Annotated in this window: 18 protein-coding genes; 6 read left to right on the forward strand and 12 right to left on the reverse strand. The window is 42.6% G+C overall.

The genetic code is table 11. The annotated features are described in order from the left end of the window. Positions 1–124: 124 nt before the first annotated feature. The 4 genes from BV372_RS21050 to BV372_RS21065 form a co-directional block, all read right to left on the reverse strand. A complete protein-coding gene (locus tag BV372_RS21050; RefSeq protein WP_086688443.1) occupies positions 125–469 on the reverse strand; it encodes a DUF760 domain-containing protein in 345 nt (114 codons plus the stop codon). A gap of 294 nt (positions 470–763) precedes the next feature. Further along, a complete protein-coding gene (locus BV372_RS21055) occupies positions 764–1720 on the reverse strand; it encodes an RNA polymerase sigma factor, RpoD/SigA family (RefSeq protein ID WP_086688525.1) in 957 nt (318 codons plus the stop codon). A gap of 671 nt (positions 1721–2391) precedes the next feature. Next, the gene (gene carB, locus BV372_RS21060) at positions 2392–5652 is read right to left on the reverse strand and encodes a carbamoyl-phosphate synthase large subunit (protein WP_086688444.1); all 3261 of its coding nucleotides are present in this window, start codon (positions 5650–5652) and stop codon (positions 2392–2394) included. A 601-nt stretch (positions 5653–6253) separates the two neighbouring features. Further along, positions 6254–6808, reverse strand: a complete 555-nt coding sequence (locus tag BV372_RS21065; protein ID WP_086688445.1) for a Dps family protein — start codon at positions 6806–6808, stop codon at positions 6254–6256. A 557-nt stretch (positions 6809–7365) separates the two neighbouring features. Between BV372_RS21065 and BV372_RS21070 the strand changes: the two genes are divergently transcribed. Next, entirely contained in the window at positions 7366–7617 is a 252-nt protein-coding gene (locus BV372_RS21070; protein WP_086688446.1) for an Asr1405/Asl0597 family protein, read from the forward strand. A 49-nt stretch (positions 7618–7666) separates the two neighbouring features. Further along, entirely contained in the window at positions 7667–8347 is a 681-nt protein-coding gene (locus BV372_RS21075) for a (2Fe-2S) ferredoxin domain-containing protein (protein WP_086688447.1), read from the forward strand. 776 nt (positions 8348–9123) lie between these two features. Here the strand turns inward: BV372_RS21075 and phnE are convergent. The 3 genes from phnE to BV372_RS21095 form a co-directional block, all read right to left on the reverse strand. Continuing rightward, the gene (gene phnE, locus BV372_RS21085) at positions 9124–9918 is read right to left on the reverse strand and encodes a phosphonate ABC transporter, permease protein PhnE (protein WP_086688449.1); all 795 of its coding nucleotides are present in this window, start codon (positions 9916–9918) and stop codon (positions 9124–9126) included. 23 nt (positions 9919–9941) lie between these two features. Then, positions 9942–10670 (reverse strand): phosphonate ABC transporter ATP-binding protein, encoded by a 729-nt coding sequence (locus tag BV372_RS21090; protein ID WP_086688450.1) that lies wholly within the window; start codon positions 10668–10670, stop codon positions 9942–9944. Between the two features lie 74 nt (positions 10671–10744). Further along, positions 10745–11719, reverse strand: a complete 975-nt coding sequence (locus BV372_RS21095; RefSeq protein ID WP_086688451.1) for a phosphate/phosphite/phosphonate ABC transporter substrate-binding protein — start codon at positions 11717–11719, stop codon at positions 10745–10747. 219 nt (positions 11720–11938) lie between these two features. On the opposite strand from BV372_RS21095, the gene BV372_RS21100 reads away from it, so the two are divergent. Together BV372_RS21100 and BV372_RS21105 are read left to right on the forward strand one after the other, a co-directional pair. After that, positions 11939–12376 (forward strand): endonuclease domain-containing protein, encoded by a 438-nt coding sequence (locus tag BV372_RS21100; RefSeq protein WP_086688452.1) that lies wholly within the window; start codon positions 11939–11941, stop codon positions 12374–12376. A 95-nt stretch (positions 12377–12471) separates the two neighbouring features. After that, on the forward strand, positions 12472–12897 hold the full coding sequence (locus BV372_RS21105) for a hypothetical protein (protein ID WP_086688453.1): 426 nt from the start codon (positions 12472–12474) through the stop codon (positions 12895–12897). An 89-nt stretch (positions 12898–12986) separates the two neighbouring features. On the opposite strand, the gene BV372_RS21110 is transcribed toward BV372_RS21105, so the two are convergent. From BV372_RS21110 to BV372_RS21130, 5 genes are all read right to left on the reverse strand, one after another. Then, a complete protein-coding gene (locus BV372_RS21110; RefSeq protein WP_086688454.1) occupies positions 12987–13469 on the reverse strand; it encodes a cupin domain-containing protein in 483 nt (160 codons plus the stop codon). A gap of 178 nt (positions 13470–13647) precedes the next feature. Then, complete coding sequence (locus BV372_RS21115; RefSeq protein WP_086688455.1) at positions 13648–13956, reverse strand: hypothetical protein; 309 nt, start codon at positions 13954–13956, stop codon at positions 13648–13650. Between the two features lie 216 nt (positions 13957–14172). Further along, complete coding sequence (locus BV372_RS36545) at positions 14173–14442, reverse strand: hypothetical protein (protein WP_179198180.1); 270 nt, start codon at positions 14440–14442, stop codon at positions 14173–14175. A gap of 369 nt (positions 14443–14811) precedes the next feature. Further along, complete coding sequence (locus BV372_RS21125; protein ID WP_086688456.1) at positions 14812–15036, reverse strand: type II toxin-antitoxin system HicA family toxin; 225 nt, start codon at positions 15034–15036, stop codon at positions 14812–14814. Further along, positions 15033–15248: a type II toxin-antitoxin system HicB family antitoxin gene (locus BV372_RS21130; RefSeq protein WP_086688457.1), complete on the reverse strand. Its 216-nt coding sequence runs from the start codon at positions 15246–15248 to the stop codon at positions 15033–15035. The genes BV372_RS21125 and BV372_RS21130 overlap by 4 nt, the downstream gene beginning before the upstream one ends. Positions 15249–15384: 136 nt before the next feature. On the opposite strand from BV372_RS21130, the gene BV372_RS21135 reads away from it, so the two are divergent. Together BV372_RS21135 and BV372_RS21140 are read left to right on the forward strand one after the other, a co-directional pair. Then, positions 15385–15681 (forward strand): glutaredoxin family protein, encoded by a 297-nt coding sequence (locus BV372_RS21135; RefSeq protein ID WP_086688458.1) that lies wholly within the window; start codon positions 15385–15387, stop codon positions 15679–15681. Positions 15682–15723: 42 nt separating this feature from the next. Beyond that, the gene (locus tag BV372_RS21140; RefSeq protein WP_086688459.1) at positions 15724–17226 is read left to right on the forward strand and encodes a UDP-N-acetylmuramoyl-L-alanyl-D-glutamate--2,6-diaminopimelate ligase; all 1503 of its coding nucleotides are present in this window, start codon (positions 15724–15726) and stop codon (positions 17224–17226) included. Positions 17227–17485: the final 259 nt, after the last annotated feature.

The following is a 17485-nucleotide window of genomic DNA, read 5'->3' on the forward strand; positions in this document are numbered from 1 at the left end:
AATCCTAGTTTTTACTTAATGGGTTATATTTGGCATAAGCGATCGCGGGCTGTCAGAACTTCACACAAGAATACGATCGCTTCTCTCAGCGTGGCTGCTTCAAGACATAAAGCCAACAACATCGCTACTCATTTTCGCTATCGTTGGTTTCAGTGCCTTGTAAGGCGAGTTCAAAGTTCATTCTCTGTTCAGCGTTACGCAGGAAGTAACCACTGATCATTGCAGAGGCCAGAAGCCGACCTAGACTTTCTCGGCTTGTAGTGATGCTAACGTCAAAGTGTTCTGAAGGTAAGTTCCCCAAAAGTCCCACAATATTGCGTTCCATCACCTGGAGAACTTCTGAAGAAGTAGGTTTAGATAGCTGGGTGACTGTTTCTGGACTCAAGGATTTAACATATTGCCAGAGTAAATCGCTAGTTTCAGACTCGCTGTTAAAAAATTCTGAGACTCGATTGGATGGGTTACTCACGTTTTATCTCCTTGACTAAGTACTACTAGCTAAGGTATTTACGACTTTTAAGAATCAATGCCTTTGCTTGTATTGACCTTAGCTAGTCCTTGGCTGTTCCTGTCAACTAATGTAACAAGTTAGATATGACTAAGCAGTCGGTGTAACCGTACCAAAAGCAGGGTGTTTTCTCACCTCCTTGGTTAATAGTTCTGCGTCATTCCTCCTTTGCCAATAAATAATCACAAAGTGCAAAGTTCTGAGCGGAAGAAACCTCCGCTCAGAACTTTGTAACAGACGACAAAAAACAAATAACTAACTTGCCAAATATTCATCCATCTTGGCTTTAGACTTACGCAGTTTAGTTAATGCTTCCCGTTCAATTTGTCGTACTCGTTCACGGCTGATGTTCAGAATCTCCCCGATTCTTGCCAATGTAAGAGCCTGTCCATCCATTAACCCAAAGCGGAGTGTGATCACTTCCTTCTGTTGGGGAGTGAGATCCCCTATTAAGCGCGCCAAGTCATTAGATAAGGAAGATTGCATGACAAACTCTTCTGGAGAAGCACCCGGATCTTCCAACATTTCGCCGAGTTCGGTATCGTAGTTGTCTCCCAACCGCAAATCCAGAGATAGGGGTAGACGTGCTTTTTCGAGATACTCTCGCACCTGTTTGGGCGTCAATTCCAATTCTTGCGCTAGTTCGGATGCTGAAGGAGCACGTCCCAGTTTTTGCGATAATTGTCGTTGGGCTTTTTTAATCTTATTTAGTTTTTCAGTGATGTGGATCGGTAAGCGAATAGTACGAGCTTTTTCTGCGATCGCTCTAGTGATTGCTTGCCGAATCCACCAATAGGCATAAGTTGAAAATCTATAGCCTTTCGTGGGGTCAAACTTTTCGACACCCCGCTGCATACCGATACTGCCTTCTTGAATTAAGTCTAGTAAATCGACATTGCGTTTAATATACTTTTTGGCAACAGACACTACCAGTCGCAAATTGGCCTCTACCATCTTGCGCTTGGCATATTCACCTTCAGCGATCACTTCGTTCAACTGAGCCAAGTCTAGCTGGGTTGCTTTGGCCCACTCCTCTAAGCTTGGTTGATGGCCTAACTGGGTGGCAAGCTCCTCCCTCAATTCATGCAAAGCAGTTGAACGCTGCACCTGTTTGCCATAAAATATCTCTTCCTCGTGGGTTAAGAGTGGCACACGGCCAATCTCACGCAGGTAAGTCCGCACGAGGTCCGTGGCTGTCTGAGCGGTCTTCATGGCGCTACTCATTGGTAAAGTTGGACTTGACAGTAGGGTCATTAAGTGATAGATGCTTTGCCAGGGTGTTACCCAGTCTAAAGGGGAACCCATGCTATGGTTGGCGATTTATGTGCCCGAGAAACTCGGCTGCTCATATTAATCTAGTTAGGTTCTTAACTGCTCTAGACGTTACAGTTATTTACCCGGTTTCACAAGTATCTAGAGTTAGATAAAAGGTAATAAGTTGAACATTTTCTGGATTATTTTGTCATTAATAATTGTAACATTTATGAGAATAATCTGAACATTTAGCAGGTGGAAATTTCAAAGCTGTTCGAGTTTGTGTAACGCAATCACATTGCTAAATAACCTTTAGCAACTAAATCATAAATCTCTCTGTAGCCAGCAATAACTTACTCATATTTCTTAAAATAACTCAATGATAAGTATAAGTAATCGTCTATAACAATTGCTTAATTTTTGCTGTACCCAAAAATGAGATTTTATGTCCTGAGGCATAGAGGCTAGGGGTGGGAAGGGGGACAAGGAAGAATACATCCTTGTCTGTTCCCTAAGTTTTACCCTTTCCGTTGCTCTGATAAAAGTACCTTTTGCAAGAGATCTCAGGCTAAGGTCACAACAAAGGATCAGAAATTATTCCTTCTGCCATCTGCACTCAGCCCTCAGCCCTAATTCAACATGCAGTAGTCTTGGATAATTTTTACGTCCAAAGTCGTAGTTTGCAGAGAACGAATCGCAGCAACAGTGGCTTTTGCTCCCGCGATCGTGGTGATAATGGGAATTTTATAAGCCAATGCTGTGCGCCGAATTAACCTAGCATCAGTCTGGGCTTCCTCTCCCGAAGGGGTGTTGATAATGAGTTGGATTTTCTGGTTTTTGATGGCATCTAAGACATGGGGACGACCTTCGTGGAGTTTTAGCACCAACTCAATATCTAAGCCGTGTTCTTGAAGAACTTTACGCGTGCCAAGTGTAGCCATCACCGTAAAGCCTAGATCCATAAATTCCTTAACGACGTTAACCGCAGGTGCTTTGTCGCGATCGCTCATGGACACAAAAACGGTTCCCGACAGAGGTAAGCGTTCGCCAGCACCGATTTCTGCTTTGGCATAGGCGCGGCCAAAATCGCTGTCAATTCCCATGACTTCACCAGTAGAGCGCATTTCTGGACCCAATATCGTATCAGTACCGGGGAATTTATTAAATGGCAATACAGCTTCTTTGACCGCAATGTGGGTAGGGATGACTTCCTGTGTGAAGTCTAGCTCCTCTAAGGTTTTGCCTGACATAATCAAGGATGCGAGTTTTGCCAACTGCACACCAGTTGCTTTAGACACAAAGGGCACAGTCCGAGAGGCGCGGGGGTTGGCTTCCAAAATGTAAATTTGCGGAGAATAGCTACTAGCACCCACAACAGCAAACTGAATATTCATCAGCCCGACAACTGAAAGCGCCTGTGCTAGCTGCACTGTCCATGTGCGAATTTGATTGAGTACGGCTGGCGGGAGAGAAATAGAGGGTAAAGTACAAGCTGAGTCCCCAGAGTGAATCCCGGCTTGTTCAATGTGTTCCATAATACCGCCAATTACTACCCGCCTGGTGTGGTCAGCGATCGCATCTACATCGACTTCGATGGCATTTTCCAAAAACTTATCAATCAAAATTGGATGATCCGGTTCTACTTGTACCGCAAAGGTCATGTAGCGTTCCAATTCCGCATCGGAATAGACGATTTCCATCGCCCTTCCTCCCAATACATAGCTAGGACGTACTACCACTGGATAACCGATGCGTTTGGCAACAATCAGCGCGTCTTCGTAACTGCGGGCAATCCCATTAGGTGGTTGAGCAATATTCAACTGGTTGAGGATCTTTTCAAACCGCTCCCGGTTTTCTGCCATATCTATAGAATCTGGGGATGTACCCCAAATTTTAGTGCTGAGTTCTGAGTCCTGAGTGCTGAGTACCTGTTGCAAAGGTACTGCTAACTTCAATGGTGTTTGTCCACCGAATTGCACAATGATGCCTACTGGGTTCTCAGCTTCGATGATATTGAGTACATCTTCTTTAGTTAATGGCTCAAAGTAGAGGCGATCGCTGGTGTCATAATCTGTGGAAACTGTCTCTGGGTTAGAGTTGACCATAATCGTCTCATAGCCTGCACTTTTCAGCGCATAGGCGGCGTGACAACAGCAATAATCAAACTCAATTCCCTGTCCGATGCGGTTGGGACCACCACCCAAAATCATCACTTTTGGTTTAGTTGTGGGTAAAACCTCTGTTTCATCTTCGTAGGTGGAATAGTAGTAAGGAGTAAACGCCTCAAACTCAGCAGCGCAGGTATCCACAGTTTTGTAAACCGGGATGACTCCTAGTTGTTTACGATATGCCCGAACTTCATCTTCGTTGGTTTTGGTGGCATAGGCAATTTGGCGATCGCTAAATCCCTCACGCTTTACATCATACATTTGCTCTTTTGTCAATTGCTGCAAAGGAGTCCGTTTAAGGAATTTCTCGACTTCTAGCAGTTGTTGCAATTTATCGAGAAACCAGGGATCAATACCTGTCAGTTCGTAGATTTCTTCATTAGTCAGCCCCAATTGCATAGCATGACGCACCGCGAAAATGCGATCGGGATTGGGCGTCCGCAAGTGAGCGCGGATTTGTTCGCCACTGGGTAATTTCTCGGCTTTGTCGCAACCCCAGCCTGCACGCCCAGTTTCAAGAGAACGCAGTGCTTTCTGGAAGGATTCGTTAAATGTCCTACCAATTGACATTGCTTCCCCGACGGATTTCATCTGCGTTGTCAACACAGGTTCAGAACCAGGAAACTTTTCAAAGGCAAAGCGGGGAACTTTGGTAACTACGTAGTCAATGGTTGGTTCAAAGGATGCCGGAGTTTTCTTGGTAATGTCGTTTTTAATTTCATCCAAGGTATAGCCAACAGCTAGCTTGGCCGCCATCTTGGCGATGGGGAAACCAGTGGCTTTGGAAGCCAAGGCAGAACTACGAGATACACGGGGGTTCATTTCAATGACAACCACATCCCCAGTAACCGGATTAACGGCAAACTGAATATTGGAACCGCCAGTTTCCACACCAATCTCGCGGATGATTTTAATTGCCATATCCCGCAGCCGTTGATATTCTTTATCGGTGAGGGTTTGGGCAGGAGCAACGGTAATTGAGTCTCCGGTATGGATGCCCATTGGGTCGAAGTTTTCGATGGAGCAAATAATGACCACGTTATCTGCGAGGTCGCGCATTACTTCTAATTCGTACTCTTTCCAGCCGAGTAGGGACTGGTCGATGAGAATTTGGGAAACGGGGCTAGCATCGATACCCACCTGTGCCATTTCTTCAAATTCTTCTTGGTTGTACGCAATACCGCCGCCCGTGCCACCCATAGTGAAAGCAGGACGAATAATTAGAGGATAAGTACCAATTTGGCGGGCGATCGCTCTAGATTCTTCTAAAGATGAGGCTGTACCACTAGGGCACACACTCACCCCAATCTTGGCCATTGCGTCGTTGAAGAGTTTTCTGTCTTCAGCTTTTTCAATAGCTGGGAGTTTAGCGCCAATCAATTCAACACCATACTGCTCTAAAACACCATTTTTCGCTAGAGCGACAGCAAGGTTGAGGGCGGTTTGTCCCCCCATTGTTGGCAGTAGGGCATCGGGACGCTCTTTGGCGATGACTTTTGCGACCAATTCCGGTGTCAGCGGCTCAATATAAGTGCGATCGGCTGTCTCTGGGTCAGTCATGATCGTCGCTGGGTTAGAGTTGACCAGCACCACTTCATAGCCTTCTTCTCGTAAAGCTTTACAGGCTTGAGTGCCAGAGTAGTCAAACTCACAGGCTTGTCCAATTACAATTGGACCAGAGCCTAACAGCAGTATCTTCCGGAGGTCTTGACGGCGGGGCATAGTCTTTGGGATGGAGTAAGAGAATACAAATCCTGATTATTTTAAGATTCTTTCTCCCTGGTCACGCTGTTTATTACCAAGTTTTCTAGGTTTGATGACAGGGAGGAAAGATAATACCATTTTGGATTTTAGATTTTAGATTTTGGATTGTGAAACATCTATTGGATCAGCGTTTCAGATTTCCATCTGTCGCAATCATTTTTCAAATTGGTATAAGAAACTGGAGCGACTAAGAGAATTGCTATTTATTCCACTTTCCTACTCTCGAATTTTTTGTGTGTGAAATTTTTATGTAATCCTCGTCAAGAAAGCACATATTACTTGCAAATATTTTTTATTTGTGATGATAATTTTTTGCAGAAAATTGGAAAATTTTTACATAATACATACCTGAATAATTGTAACATTATATAAAAATAATTTTTAACTAGCTTGTTACTAGTAATTGCTAATAATAAATATTCTGGTGTTAAATTGTATACATAATAAAAATTGCAGAGATGTAGCGATCCTACTCTCTGCTAAGTTTTATATTTTTTTAAGACTGATTTCTGCCTAGTTTTTATTCAGTCAAGAGCAATTTATCTAGATGATAACGATTTTAGTTTTGAGCAGGTTGGACAAAACCCAAGGTTAAGCTGTCTTTAGCCAGGAAGTGAGACAAATGATAAGCGCGCTCTTCAGTTTTAAGGAGGATTTTTTCGTAGAGATAGCGTGTACCACGGTCTCCCAAACTCTCTGCCTGAGCAGCTTGGCGACGAATCACGCCAATGATAGCTTGCTCTGCTGCTAAGTCATTTTCAACCATCTGACGGGAAGAATATACACCATCTGGCTCTTGCTGAAAACAAGTTAATTCAGCCAACTTGCTGAAAGTAGCTACTGGCACGCCACCCAGTCCATCCAAGCGCTCTCCAATTTCATGGATATGCTCTTGTATTTCTTTGTAGCTTTCATTAAAAAACTCATGCAATGAGTAAAATTCTGCACCTTCAACTACAAAATGATGTTTTTGGTACTGCAAGGAAAGTGCTTGAAAACTAGCTAATACAACGTTAAATCCTTCGGTAACTGGTGCGGTTACACTGTGATCTAACAACACAGGATTGTCATAAACATGACCAAAATTCCGTAACACAGTTGTGGTTTCTGACATTGTTCTCCTCGCTTCTCCTCAGTTATGGTTTTTAACTTCTGAGTCTCTACATATTAACATTCTAAAAATTAAAAGCAATTCCAATTAATTTCATATATTTTTAATTTTTCTGCTCTTAAAATTTTGCAATTTACTTTTAATAGTGAAGGGTCGTGTGCTTGTAATCCATTGCTTACTTACCAATCTTCTGGCAGCTGCTATTTCAGAAAACCAGACGCGGGAGCAAACAGATAGATCGGCTGGAGGGGTCTAGAACTCAGGCCTGTTAGCGATCGCATTTTTCTAGTTCTGGCATCCATGAGGACTTAACCAAAATAATGTGGCGTGACGCAGAAAATTGTTGAGTTGCCACTCTCCACATCCTTTCTCTTGTCTCCTAATCCTTATTGTTAATGGAAGTTCATTGTAGATATTTGAGATTTTTATGCAAGATAATTGAGAATTGTTTGCACTTAGGTTATGCTGGTTTAAAAGGCTGAACTCCCAAAAAGGGGAAACAGCAGGTACTAAAAGCGCGGTAGTTACTGCTATTTTGTTGCACTTTGAGGGTACATCTCTTGAAACCGTTTAGTTCAGAAGTAGAAAGCAAGCACATATTAGAGGTGAATTGGGCAGACCGCTGGCAAGTCTATCAACGCTTGCAGCAGCTAGAGATTCCCTGTAGGTGCGAGTCTAACCAACCATTGACAGTTGAAATTGGCAATCCCATAGCAGCTATTCAACTTTGGAGTTTGATGAGGCAATTCACACTTCCCCGTCAAGACCTAATTTGGAGTCTTGAAAAATGCTGGCAAAGTCGCTACCGCTAAGGCTGTCTCGCTTAATACTGTGTCCCAATAAACATATAGGTGAAAAAAAATGAGTGATTCCCACACTAAAGAAGTATTAGATTTTTGCCTTGAAGGCAGGTTTATAGACTTTGTGCTCAAAGATGGGCATAAGCTCAAAGGCTTGCAGATATGGACTGCTGACGGTGAATGCTATGTGAAACTTGCTAAACATTTAAGGTTTGCTTTTGACTTGCGTCTACCACCAGGTACTTGGCTACAAGTTGTGGGTAAAAAGAAGCATGAATTGGCAACAGGCAAAGTTACACTAAAAGCTGAACGGGTGATGGCAGCGCGGGCAGATGTAGACAATGACAGAATTACACAGATGGGAATCCCTTCACCTATCTCTCAACTACAGGAACCCTCATCCATCAGCAAAGGCAACACAAAATCAACTAAGGCTAAAAGCACAATTTTGGTATGTCAAAAATCTGATTGCATGAAACGCGGCGGTAAAGGAGTTTGTCAGGCTTTGGAAGCAGCTTTGAGCGATCGCGGTTTAGAAGACCAAGTTACCATCAAAGGTACAGGTTGTATGAAAAACTGCAAAGCTGGGCCTAACCTAGTAATGCCAGATAAAACTCGCTACAGCCGCATTCAAGCTGGACAAGTTCCCGCACTTATGGATAAACATTTTGCCAATAACAGCGAAGAACACCAGTCAGCTCATCAAAAAGAAATAGTTATACCTGTAGTCATCAATAGCTAATACCACTGCCTTGAAAGCCAAAAGTCAAAAGGCTTATATTCTCAGCTTTTGCGCCATTTGGAATGGTAGGTTTATTTCCGCCGTGCTGTACTAGTTAAATAGTGACAATTTAATGAGAAAGTGTAATAAAAAATTTTTTGTGTTTCCTTTTCACGATCGACTGTGAATTTTTGCAAGATGTTTGCAAAAGTAGTATTCATCAATCAAATGTTACTGTCTATGTAGTAAGTGCTTTCGTCCATTTTTAAGCAGTTCACTGATTACTACGTAATTTTCAAAGTTGCTTTGGTAAAATTTTTAAACTACAAATAACCACAGATGCACATAGGTAATTCATTGTGTGCATTTTTAGTTGCAAATCATGCTTGATATATATGTGGCAAGCTGCATACGTAGTAGCGCTTCATCTTTTCTGAGGGGTGAATAAGTTCATAGCCAGGACTTAAGTTCTGAATTTTTAAGCAGTTAAGGGTTTACTACGAATTTAGAAACTTAGATAATTTATTTTTTTAACTTCCATAGAGATTGATTGTGCTTGAAAACTAAAGCTATATTCCAGTTGTGTTCTTTTTTTTAGGGTATCTTGTAAGATAGTGAGTACCTTGAAAATATTAAAGAATAAATCATCATTTTTACTTTGAATTGTTTTAGATGAGTCAGGCATGGAACCAGAATATCAATCATCAATAATGAGTTTCAGCTTATCAGTTTTTGTGAAACGCATATTTATTGAGATTGTCTACTTTACTCAAAATTAAAACTGCTTATTTGCTTGGCTACATCGAATCGAGACGACGACGTAGTTGGCTACTAAATGCATCTATGACTGTGACAACTACTAACAACACCAGCATCATGGTTGTAGCCTTGTTGTACTCAAAACCGTCAATGTAACTCTTCAATTGAAAGCCAATTCCACCTGCGCCCACTACACCTAAGACAGAAGCAGCACGGATATTGTACTCAAACATCCATAAGGTATAACCTAAGCCCAATGGCAGTACTTGGGGTAAGATTCCGTATTGAGCAATTTGGAACCTGGATGCTCCCATCACTTCTAAAGATTCTATTGAACGAGCGTTAACTCCTTCGATCGCTTGTTGATAGAATTTTGCCAGGTAGCCGATAGTATAAATACCCAAGGCTAAAGTCCCTGCGGGTGCGCCTAGTCCAGTTGCGGCGACAAAAATTAAACCAAGAATAATCGAAGGAACAGAACGCACAGCGTTTTGCAATAAATTTGCCAACCATTGCAACCATTGTGGCGCAACATTGTTGGCGCTAGCAACTGCAATTGGTAAGGAAAGAATTGCCCCGATAGTGGTTCCCCAAAGGGACATCTGTACAGTTTCAATCAGTGCTTTAATCGCTATATCTAAAACTGTCGGATCTGGAGGGAATAACCTGGAGATAAAGTCAGTTATGTAGGGCCAACTGTTACTAACTAATGCAAAATCGACTTTCAGTCCTTGTAAAGCCCAACTATAAACTACAATCGCAATCAACAGAATGATTAGGGGACTCACCCAAGGGTAGCGCCGGAAGAGATTTGAATTTAAGAAGTAATTCATAATTAGTACTTGCGCTGAAAACTCTACACTTGGGAAAATTTGGCTTGCAGATTATCGCAAGGGCCGTCATAAACAATCCGTCCCGCATCGACAACGATCGCTGTTTGGGCATATTCTGCTGCTATCCCCAAATCATGCAAAACTGCCACAATTGTCATGCCTTGCTGGGAGTGTAATTCTGATAAAGTCTGCATCACCTGTTGGCAAGCTATCACATCCAACCCGGTGATCGGTTCGTCGGCTAAGAGAATTTGTGGTGATTGAATTAAAGCACGGGCGATCGCAACTCGTTGTTGTTGTCCACCGCTGAGTTGGCTGGTTTTTTGATCGGCTAACTCTTTTAAACCCAACTGTTCTAACAATTCTAATGCCAATAGGCGATCGCGTTTAGGAAATCCAAATAAAGTTTGCCAACTTGTTCTAGTACCGAGGCGTCCACACAGAACATTTTCAATTGCTGATAATTGCCGAATTAACCCGCCACCTTGAAACAACATCCCGACATCACGCCTTATTGCTGGTAGTGTGCGGGGAGTCAGTGTTACACCATTAATCTGAATTTCTCCCTGCACCAGTGGTACTAATCCCACAAGCGATCGCAGTAGGGTAGATTTACCAGCACCATTGAGTCCCAGCAACACCACAAATTCACCCCGCTTAATCTGACAATTTATGCCATTAAGAATGGGGCGATTTAGAGCAGCAGCATAAGCTGTCTCTAAGTTGTGACACTCAATTACGTAATCTCTCATCCCTAGCTCAATCTCACTAACAGTTATTAACACTTAACAGTTGTCAGTAATCTGGCTGACAACTGTTAACTTAATTAAGGGGCAATACCAACACGTGTGAGTGCATCCCGGATGGGGGCTAAGTGACGATTGTGATCTACTCTCACCAACTCTGTAGAGTTATACAAGTTGCGTAGCAGCGGATTATTTTGTGACTGATTTAACTTGAGTAGAGCGTTAATAATTCTTTCGCGATCGGGGGCTGGAACGTCATCATCAATGGCGATACCGTGAGCAGGTACACCAGGAATTCTATGCAGCACCCGCAACTTACTTTTTTCTTCTGGTGAAATATACGGAGTATTCAGCGCATATTCTGATACTACAGCCACATCTGCTTGGCCCCGAACAACAGCTTGCAGTGCTTTACTGTAATTGCCACCGTAGCTAATTTGGCCGAAGAAACCACCCAGGCGATCGCTGTTTGGCACAAATCCCTGTTTTACCAATTCACCTACAGGGAAAATAAACCCTGAACCAGAAGTAGGTGAAGTAAACGCCATTTTTTTACCCCGCAGTTGTTCTAGGGTTGCTTTGGCGTTATTTCTTGTTTTCAAAGCGCTATTGCTGGGAACAACAAATACTGAACTATAAGTATATCTTCCTGAATAATTTTCACGCACTTCAGCTAGATACAAGCGAGCATTTGCCAATTGTTCAGCCTTCAACGCCGGACGGCTACTCAAGAAAGCCACATCAGCCCGATTTGCTCTTAATGCTTCTACCGCAGCAGTATCATCGCCTACCTGCGCTTTGACTGGAATTCCTAGTTCCTTAGACAAAAATGCACCTATAGAATTCGCCTTATTTTGCAAATCTGTGGAATCAGATCTACTAGGAAAAACTACTGTCAAAGTTTTCATTTTTTGGGCAAGCAAAGTTGGTGCTTGTTGATTAAGAGTGGAATTAGCAGTAGTCGCTTGTACTCCTTCAAATGTGCTGATTTCTAAACCTGCAAGCGCTACAAATACAGCCCCAGCACCCAACAAGCCCTTTATCCTCACACTCATTGCTCACTCTCCATTAAGAACTATTCTCAATATTTTTGCAAATTAGTCGCAACTAGCTCAATAAAGCAATCTAGAACTTTTAAGAATAAAAGTCAATATGAGATGTGTAGCCATTCGCCAATGAAGCTCATAGACTGAAGCCGCAGATTCATCAATGAAGCAGAGTTACTTTGGCTGGGAAAGATAAGTAAACGTTAGTGAAAAATCACACATAGATAAATGTCCCAGCACGAACGCCCAAATTCCGACTCTGATCCCCCCTCCTCGCTTGCGGGGAGGGGGTTAGGGGGTGGGGTTCCTTGGCAAACTTCGCCAAAACTCTGGGAGAAACTTAAGCCATTAGCACGACAGATGCGGTGTGAACCGACACTTGCAGAAGAGAAGCTATGGCAGAAGTTGAAATCTAAGCAACTTCTAGGTTTTAAGTTTCGCCGCCAGCATGTAATTGATCGCTTTATTGTAGATTTTTACTGTGCGGAAGCGTATTTAGTTGTTGAAGTGGATGGTGGAATTCACGACTATACCCAACAAGAAGATGCAATTCGTCAAGAATTTTTGGAAAGTCTTGGATTGTGGGTGGTGCGCTTGAAAAATGAGGATGTTTTAACTTCAATTGATGGGGCGTTAGAAAAGATTGCGCATAGGTTGCAAAGTTGATAGCACCCCACCCCCAACCCCCTCCCCGCAAGCGAGGAGGGGGCTAATGACGTAGTTGAGTTATGTATAATTACTGCTTCTACTAATACTAATAAATGTCAAATTATACTCATTGGATATATATCGTTTTTTTATTTACACTTAACTTTTTAGGCATAATTCTTCTGTTCCGTCATGATTGGAGTCTGCTTGCTCAAAGCTACCGCACTCAGGAACCGCCACCATCAAATATCTCGGGGATGGAAAGCGGTTCTGTGGGTTTTATATACTACAAAGGAACTTTGAATGTAGGTATAACTCGTCAAGGGCTTTACCTGAGTATCTTTCCTTTGTTTAGCTTTAGGCTTCCGCCGTTGCTAATTCCTTGGAGTGCGATTAGGAAAATTGAGCCAGCTAACCGTATGTTTATGGAACGGTTTCGCTTGTATCTCAGTTCGCCAGAGATCAAGTTAATTTTGAGGAAAGATGTTTTAGAACCAGCTAAGGAATATCTAGCTGCGCAAGGATTTGAGTGGATTTAGAAGAACGAAGATAGGAGGGCGATCGCATTTAATATAGTTCGCATAGCGATCGCTCCCCTTTTTGTGGCACTTAAACTAATTCTGCGTTACTAGAAGGCAAACTTTACGCCATACTTTGTGATGGCAATTTCAATGGCTTTTTCGATATCAGCGGGATTGGGAGGAGACAAAAGACTGCGTTCTTCTTCACTCAAAGGCAGGTTGATTGGCTGTCCTACTTCTGCAAAAAATAGCTCAGGGCCTGATGGTGTGATCCAACTAAGGATTTTCGCTGGCGTTGAACCGATGTTCTTAAAAGCGTGGTTCTGATTTTTGTGAAAGTGGAGATACATTCCGGGAGTAGCGATGATAGTTTGGTCGTCAAGCTGATACTCAACCTCACCCTCAACAATATAGTGTGCTTCATCCGCTTCAGCATGATTGTGGGGTGGTGTAAAGCTTTGCGGTTGCAATACCATTTCCACTAGTCCATATTTTCCATCTGTATCTTCCCCGGTATCGAGAAAGGTGTAGAAGTCACCCAGCACCAAATATGTGGAACCTTTACCTGGCTGAACTATTGTGGTTGTCATTATGATTCTCCTGTTTTTTGCTAAACAGTACTCATCCTTGATAGGCTTACTTTTATTCAACTGATGTATTCTTCAGGTAGTTTTGAGACAATTATGCTTAAAGCAAGTTCAATCATGTTGATGGAGAGATTGGCTAATGCACAATCAAATTACAAAGTATAAGACTGTTGAGCCTGAGTTAGTCATGTATAAATTTGATTATTCTTATTAAAACTTGTAAGCGAGTTTCCCGCGAATTAAACTTATCTACTTTTCTATGGACTTCGCGCACAAATTGTTGGGCAACTTCTGCGGGTGTTTCTGCTAAACCTATTGCTGTAGAAGCATCTACAATATCTGTGGCGACGCTATCCCATTTACCTAAAGCAGTATTTATTGCCGCTTTGCCTAGTGATTTGAAGAGTTCTTTAAAATCGGCTTTAATCGATTTATATTTATTCCAAACGGCAACAGGCTTACTGACTGACAGTCCAGATTCGTTGCTCATAAGTTTTTTAATGGTGATGCGCCTAGCAATAATTAGCTAATCTATTTAAGCAAAAGTTCATACTCAGATTCCTGAAATCTGGTATAAATCCAACCTTAAATCGTAGGGTGCGTTATAGCGAAGCTTAACGCACCGATATTGATGATGGGTTACGGCTATTTTTCACTTTCTCAAACGCTCAATTCATTACATAGCCGTAACACACGCTACTCCATATCAATATTTTAGGCTCAAACGTGCAACTTTGAGGATAAAAGGCGCAACTTTGAGGATAAAAGGCGCAACTTCGAGGCTCAAAGGCGCAACTTTGAGGATAAAAGGCGCAACTTTGAGGATAAAAGGCGCAACTTCGAGGCTCAAAGGCTCAACTGTCAGCCTCAAAGGTTCAACTGTCAGCCTCAAAGGCTCAAGTATCAGCATCAAAGGTTCAACTGTCAGCCTCAAAGGCTCAAGCGCCAGCCTCAAAGGCTCAAGTATCAGCCTCAAAGGCTCAAAAATGCCTTAGTGAAGGGAATTTGCGGCTACACAAACAAAACCCGCCTTGACTAGGTTTCAAAAATCTGTGTGTCAAACACGGAGGAGGTCACAGCAATGCTGTGCCCCTACGAAAAATCTATAATTTAGGGAACTCCAAGAAATAAATTATGCGACAAGTGGGGGCACGGCACCGATAAAATATTGGCATTACCGAAAGTTTGTGGATGCCGTGCCCCTACAATTGGGTTATTTTTTTATTTGTTAGTCCCTTACACAGAAGATATCTTTAAATAGTTAAATGTAATTAATTATACTCGTAATTCTCCTGTTTCCTGTCTTTACGAATGAATTTAATTTTGTCCAACTACTTATTAGTGTTCACAACAGCATTCTGAATTCATCACGGTTTATTTGGCAATCGCGTAGTATTTGCGCCAGCAAACCACGACCAATAGTTTCGCCTGAATGTACAGGAACTACCGTCCGGCGTCCATCAGTATGTATCAAAATATGGTGGTTTCCACGTATCCTAGCAACCTCAAAACCTACTTTGCCAAGAGCGTCAATTACTTGGCGTCCTGTCACACTTGGCAATTGACTCATACTTCGATCGCAACTCGCTGGATACCCACAAAGTCTAATGAATCCTGCTGTTCTTCCTCAAATTCTAAACAAAGTAAGATTGCTTCTTGAATGCGCTCAGTTAACTCATCCAAAGATTTAGCTTGCGTGTGACAACCAGGAAGACTTGGGACGGAAGCGACAAAGTAGCCATCCTCATCTTTCTCGATAATCACGTTAAATTCTCGCTTCATGATGAACTACTTGCGGATGTTTGTTCCATTTTCTCACAAATGATTGAGGAAGACCCTCACACACAGAAGACACCCCCATCCTGTTTACGCCTATGATCGCTTGTAGAAATGGGAGTTGCCGCAGGGATGGAAGTAAATGCGATTAATTTTATATAGCAAACCTGGATGCCATTTATGTGAGGGTTTACAGGAAAAGCTAGAAAAAATCCAAAATCTGGCGTTTGAGTTGGAAATTCGAGATATTACAACTCGTGATGATTGGTTTTTAGCGTATCAGTATGAGGTGCCAGTTTTATATTTATCGAACCACGCAGGCACTAAAGATCCAAAAGAAGATTTAATTGAAAAACCTTTGCCACGCCCTTCTCCTCGTGCTAGTGTGCAGCAGTTGGAGCAAATGCTGCGTAAGTATTTATCCAATGAGAAAAAATAATGCAGAATAAGCGCAAGAGAAGCGTGTGACGAGGTTCACAAAATGAAACTGCGGGAATTACTAGCAGCGATCGACAGTGTAGAGCAATTACCTAACCATCCTGCTTTTGAGGATGCAGAAGTGCAGGGCTTGAAGACAAATTCCCATGCTTGCAGTTTGGGAGATTTGTTTATTGGAATGCCAGGAACAAGAGTAGATGGGGGAGAATTTTGGCAAAGTGCGATCGCATCTGGTGCGGTAGCAGCGGTTGTCTCTCCCCAAGCTGTCCAGAAAAATCCTCCCACAACCGAGGCTTTTGTAATTAGTGCCAGTGACATGACTAAAGCCTGTGCCCAAATTGCAGGTGCTTTTTACGGTTACCCAGGGCAAAAACTCAAATTAGTTGGTGTCACCGGTACTAATGGCAAAACCACAACTACTCACTTGATTGAATTTCTGTTGGGGAGAGCAAATCTCCCAACAGCTTTGATGGGGACTCTCTACACTCGCTGGCCTGGTTTTGCAGAAACTGCTGTTCACACTACACCGTTTGCGGTGGAACTGCAACAACAACTAGCGCAAGCTGTGGATGCTGGTTGTGAGTATGGAGTGATGGAAGTTAGTTCCCATGCTTTAGCCCAAGGTCGAGTGTTGGGTTGTGAATTTGAGGTGGGGGTGTTTAGCAATCTCACCCAAGACCACCTGGACTATCACCGCGATATGGAAGATTATTTTGCGGCGAAAGCATTGTTGTTTAGTCCAGATTATCTTAAAGGGCGGGCAATCATTAATGCTGATGACCCTTACGGGCAAAGATTAATTGCCTCGTTGAGTCCAGAAAAAGTTTGGAGTTACAGTGTTAACGATGCCAATGCTGATTTTTGGATGAGCGATCTTAATTACGAGCCTAATGGTGTTAGTGGGACATTGCATACACCTAAGGGTAATGTGGCTTTTCGTTCACCTTTAGTTGGTCAGTATAATTTAGAAAATCTTTTGGCAGCAGTCGGTGCAGTTTTACACTTGGGTCTAGATTTGCAATTAGTAGCAACTGCTATAGCTGAGTTTCCTGGTGTTCCCGGACGGATGGAACGGGTGCAGGTGATTCCAAACCAAGACATCAGCGTGATTGTGGATTATGCCCACACACCAGATAGTTTAGAGAATCTGCTCAAAGCGGCACGTCCGTTTATTCCTGGTAAGATGATTTGTGTGTTTGGTTGTGGTGGCGATCGCGATCGCACTAAGCGACCGAAAATGGGGAAAATTGCCGCCCAATTAGCTGATCTGGCGGTAGTCACCTCAGATAATCCCCGCACTGAAGATCCAGAAAGGATTTTGCAAGATATTTTGGCAGGAATCCCGGAAACGACAAATGCCACAGTAATTGGCGATCGCTCTGCCGCTATTCGTACTGCTATTTTACAAGCGCAACCAGGAGATGGAGTTTTACTGGCTGGAAAAGGCCACGAAGATTACCAAATTCTCGGTACAGAAAAAATCCACTTTGATGACCGAGAACATGCACGAGCAGCTTTACAAGAAAGGCTGAAAATTCAAAATTAATTAAGAATTCTATTTCTTGTTAGGGACGCTATTACTAGCGTCCCTATTACTGAAGCAATAAGATACAGGAGGGTTTTGGGATATAAATAAACGCCAATAAGAAATTCTCAATTCGCAACTTATTTCAATTCAGATCTGCTTGCGACATTAAATTGTAAATGATACACTCCATTAGTTTTATAATTCCTCATCCAGAATTCATAATTAATATTAATTTTCGTAGCTTTCTGGTAATCAAGGTAAACATCAGGGTGAAACG

This window comes from Nostoc sp. T09 (genome assembly GCF_002154695.1).
Taxonomy (GTDB): Bacteria; Cyanobacteriota; Cyanobacteriia; order Cyanobacteriales; family Nostocaceae; genus Aulosira.

What these genes read in the sequence shown, in the direction of transcription:
- BV372_RS21055 (WP_086688525.1), bottom strand. Translation starts at nt 1,720, where the DNA reads ATGAAGACCGCTCAGACAGCCACGGACCTCGTGCGGACTTACCTGCGT.
- carB (WP_086688444.1), bottom strand. Translation starts at nt 5,652, where the DNA reads ATGCCCCGCCGTCAAGACCTCCGGAAGATACTGCTGTTAGGCTCTGGT.
- BV372_RS21065 (WP_086688445.1), bottom strand. Translation starts at nt 6,808, where the DNA reads ATGTCAGAAACCACAACTGTGTTACGGAATTTTGGTCATGTTTATGAC.
- BV372_RS21075 (WP_086688447.1), top strand. Translation starts at nt 7,667, where the DNA reads ATGAGTGATTCCCACACTAAAGAAGTATTAGATTTTTGCCTTGAAGGC.
- phnE (WP_086688449.1), bottom strand. Translation starts at nt 9,918, where the DNA reads ATGAATTACTTCTTAAATTCAAATCTCTTCCGGCGCTACCCTTGGGTG.
- BV372_RS21090 (WP_086688450.1), bottom strand. Translation starts at nt 10,670, where the DNA reads ATGAGAGATTACGTAATTGAGTGTCACAACTTAGAGACAGCTTATGCT.
- BV372_RS21095 (WP_086688451.1), bottom strand. Translation starts at nt 11,719, where the DNA reads ATGAGTGTGAGGATAAAGGGCTTGTTGGGTGCTGGGGCTGTATTTGTA.
- BV372_RS21100 (WP_086688452.1), top strand. Translation starts at nt 11,939, where the DNA reads ATGTCCCAGCACGAACGCCCAAATTCCGACTCTGATCCCCCCTCCTCG.
- BV372_RS21105 (WP_086688453.1), top strand. Translation starts at nt 12,472, where the DNA reads ATGTCAAATTATACTCATTGGATATATATCGTTTTTTTATTTACACTT.
- BV372_RS21110 (WP_086688454.1), bottom strand. Translation starts at nt 13,469, where the DNA reads ATGACAACCACAATAGTTCAGCCAGGTAAAGGTTCCACATATTTGGTG.
- BV372_RS21115 (WP_086688455.1), bottom strand. Translation starts at nt 13,956, where the DNA reads ATGAGCAACGAATCTGGACTGTCAGTCAGTAAGCCTGTTGCCGTTTGG.
- BV372_RS21125 (WP_086688456.1), bottom strand. Translation starts at nt 15,036, where the DNA reads ATGAGTCAATTGCCAAGTGTGACAGGACGCCAAGTAATTGACGCTCTT.
- BV372_RS21130 (WP_086688457.1), bottom strand. Translation starts at nt 15,248, where the DNA reads ATGAAGCGAGAATTTAACGTGATTATCGAGAAAGATGAGGATGGCTAC.
- BV372_RS21135 (WP_086688458.1), top strand. Translation starts at nt 15,385, where the DNA reads ATGCGATTAATTTTATATAGCAAACCTGGATGCCATTTATGTGAGGGT.
- BV372_RS21140 (WP_086688459.1), top strand. Translation starts at nt 15,724, where the DNA reads ATGAAACTGCGGGAATTACTAGCAGCGATCGACAGTGTAGAGCAATTA.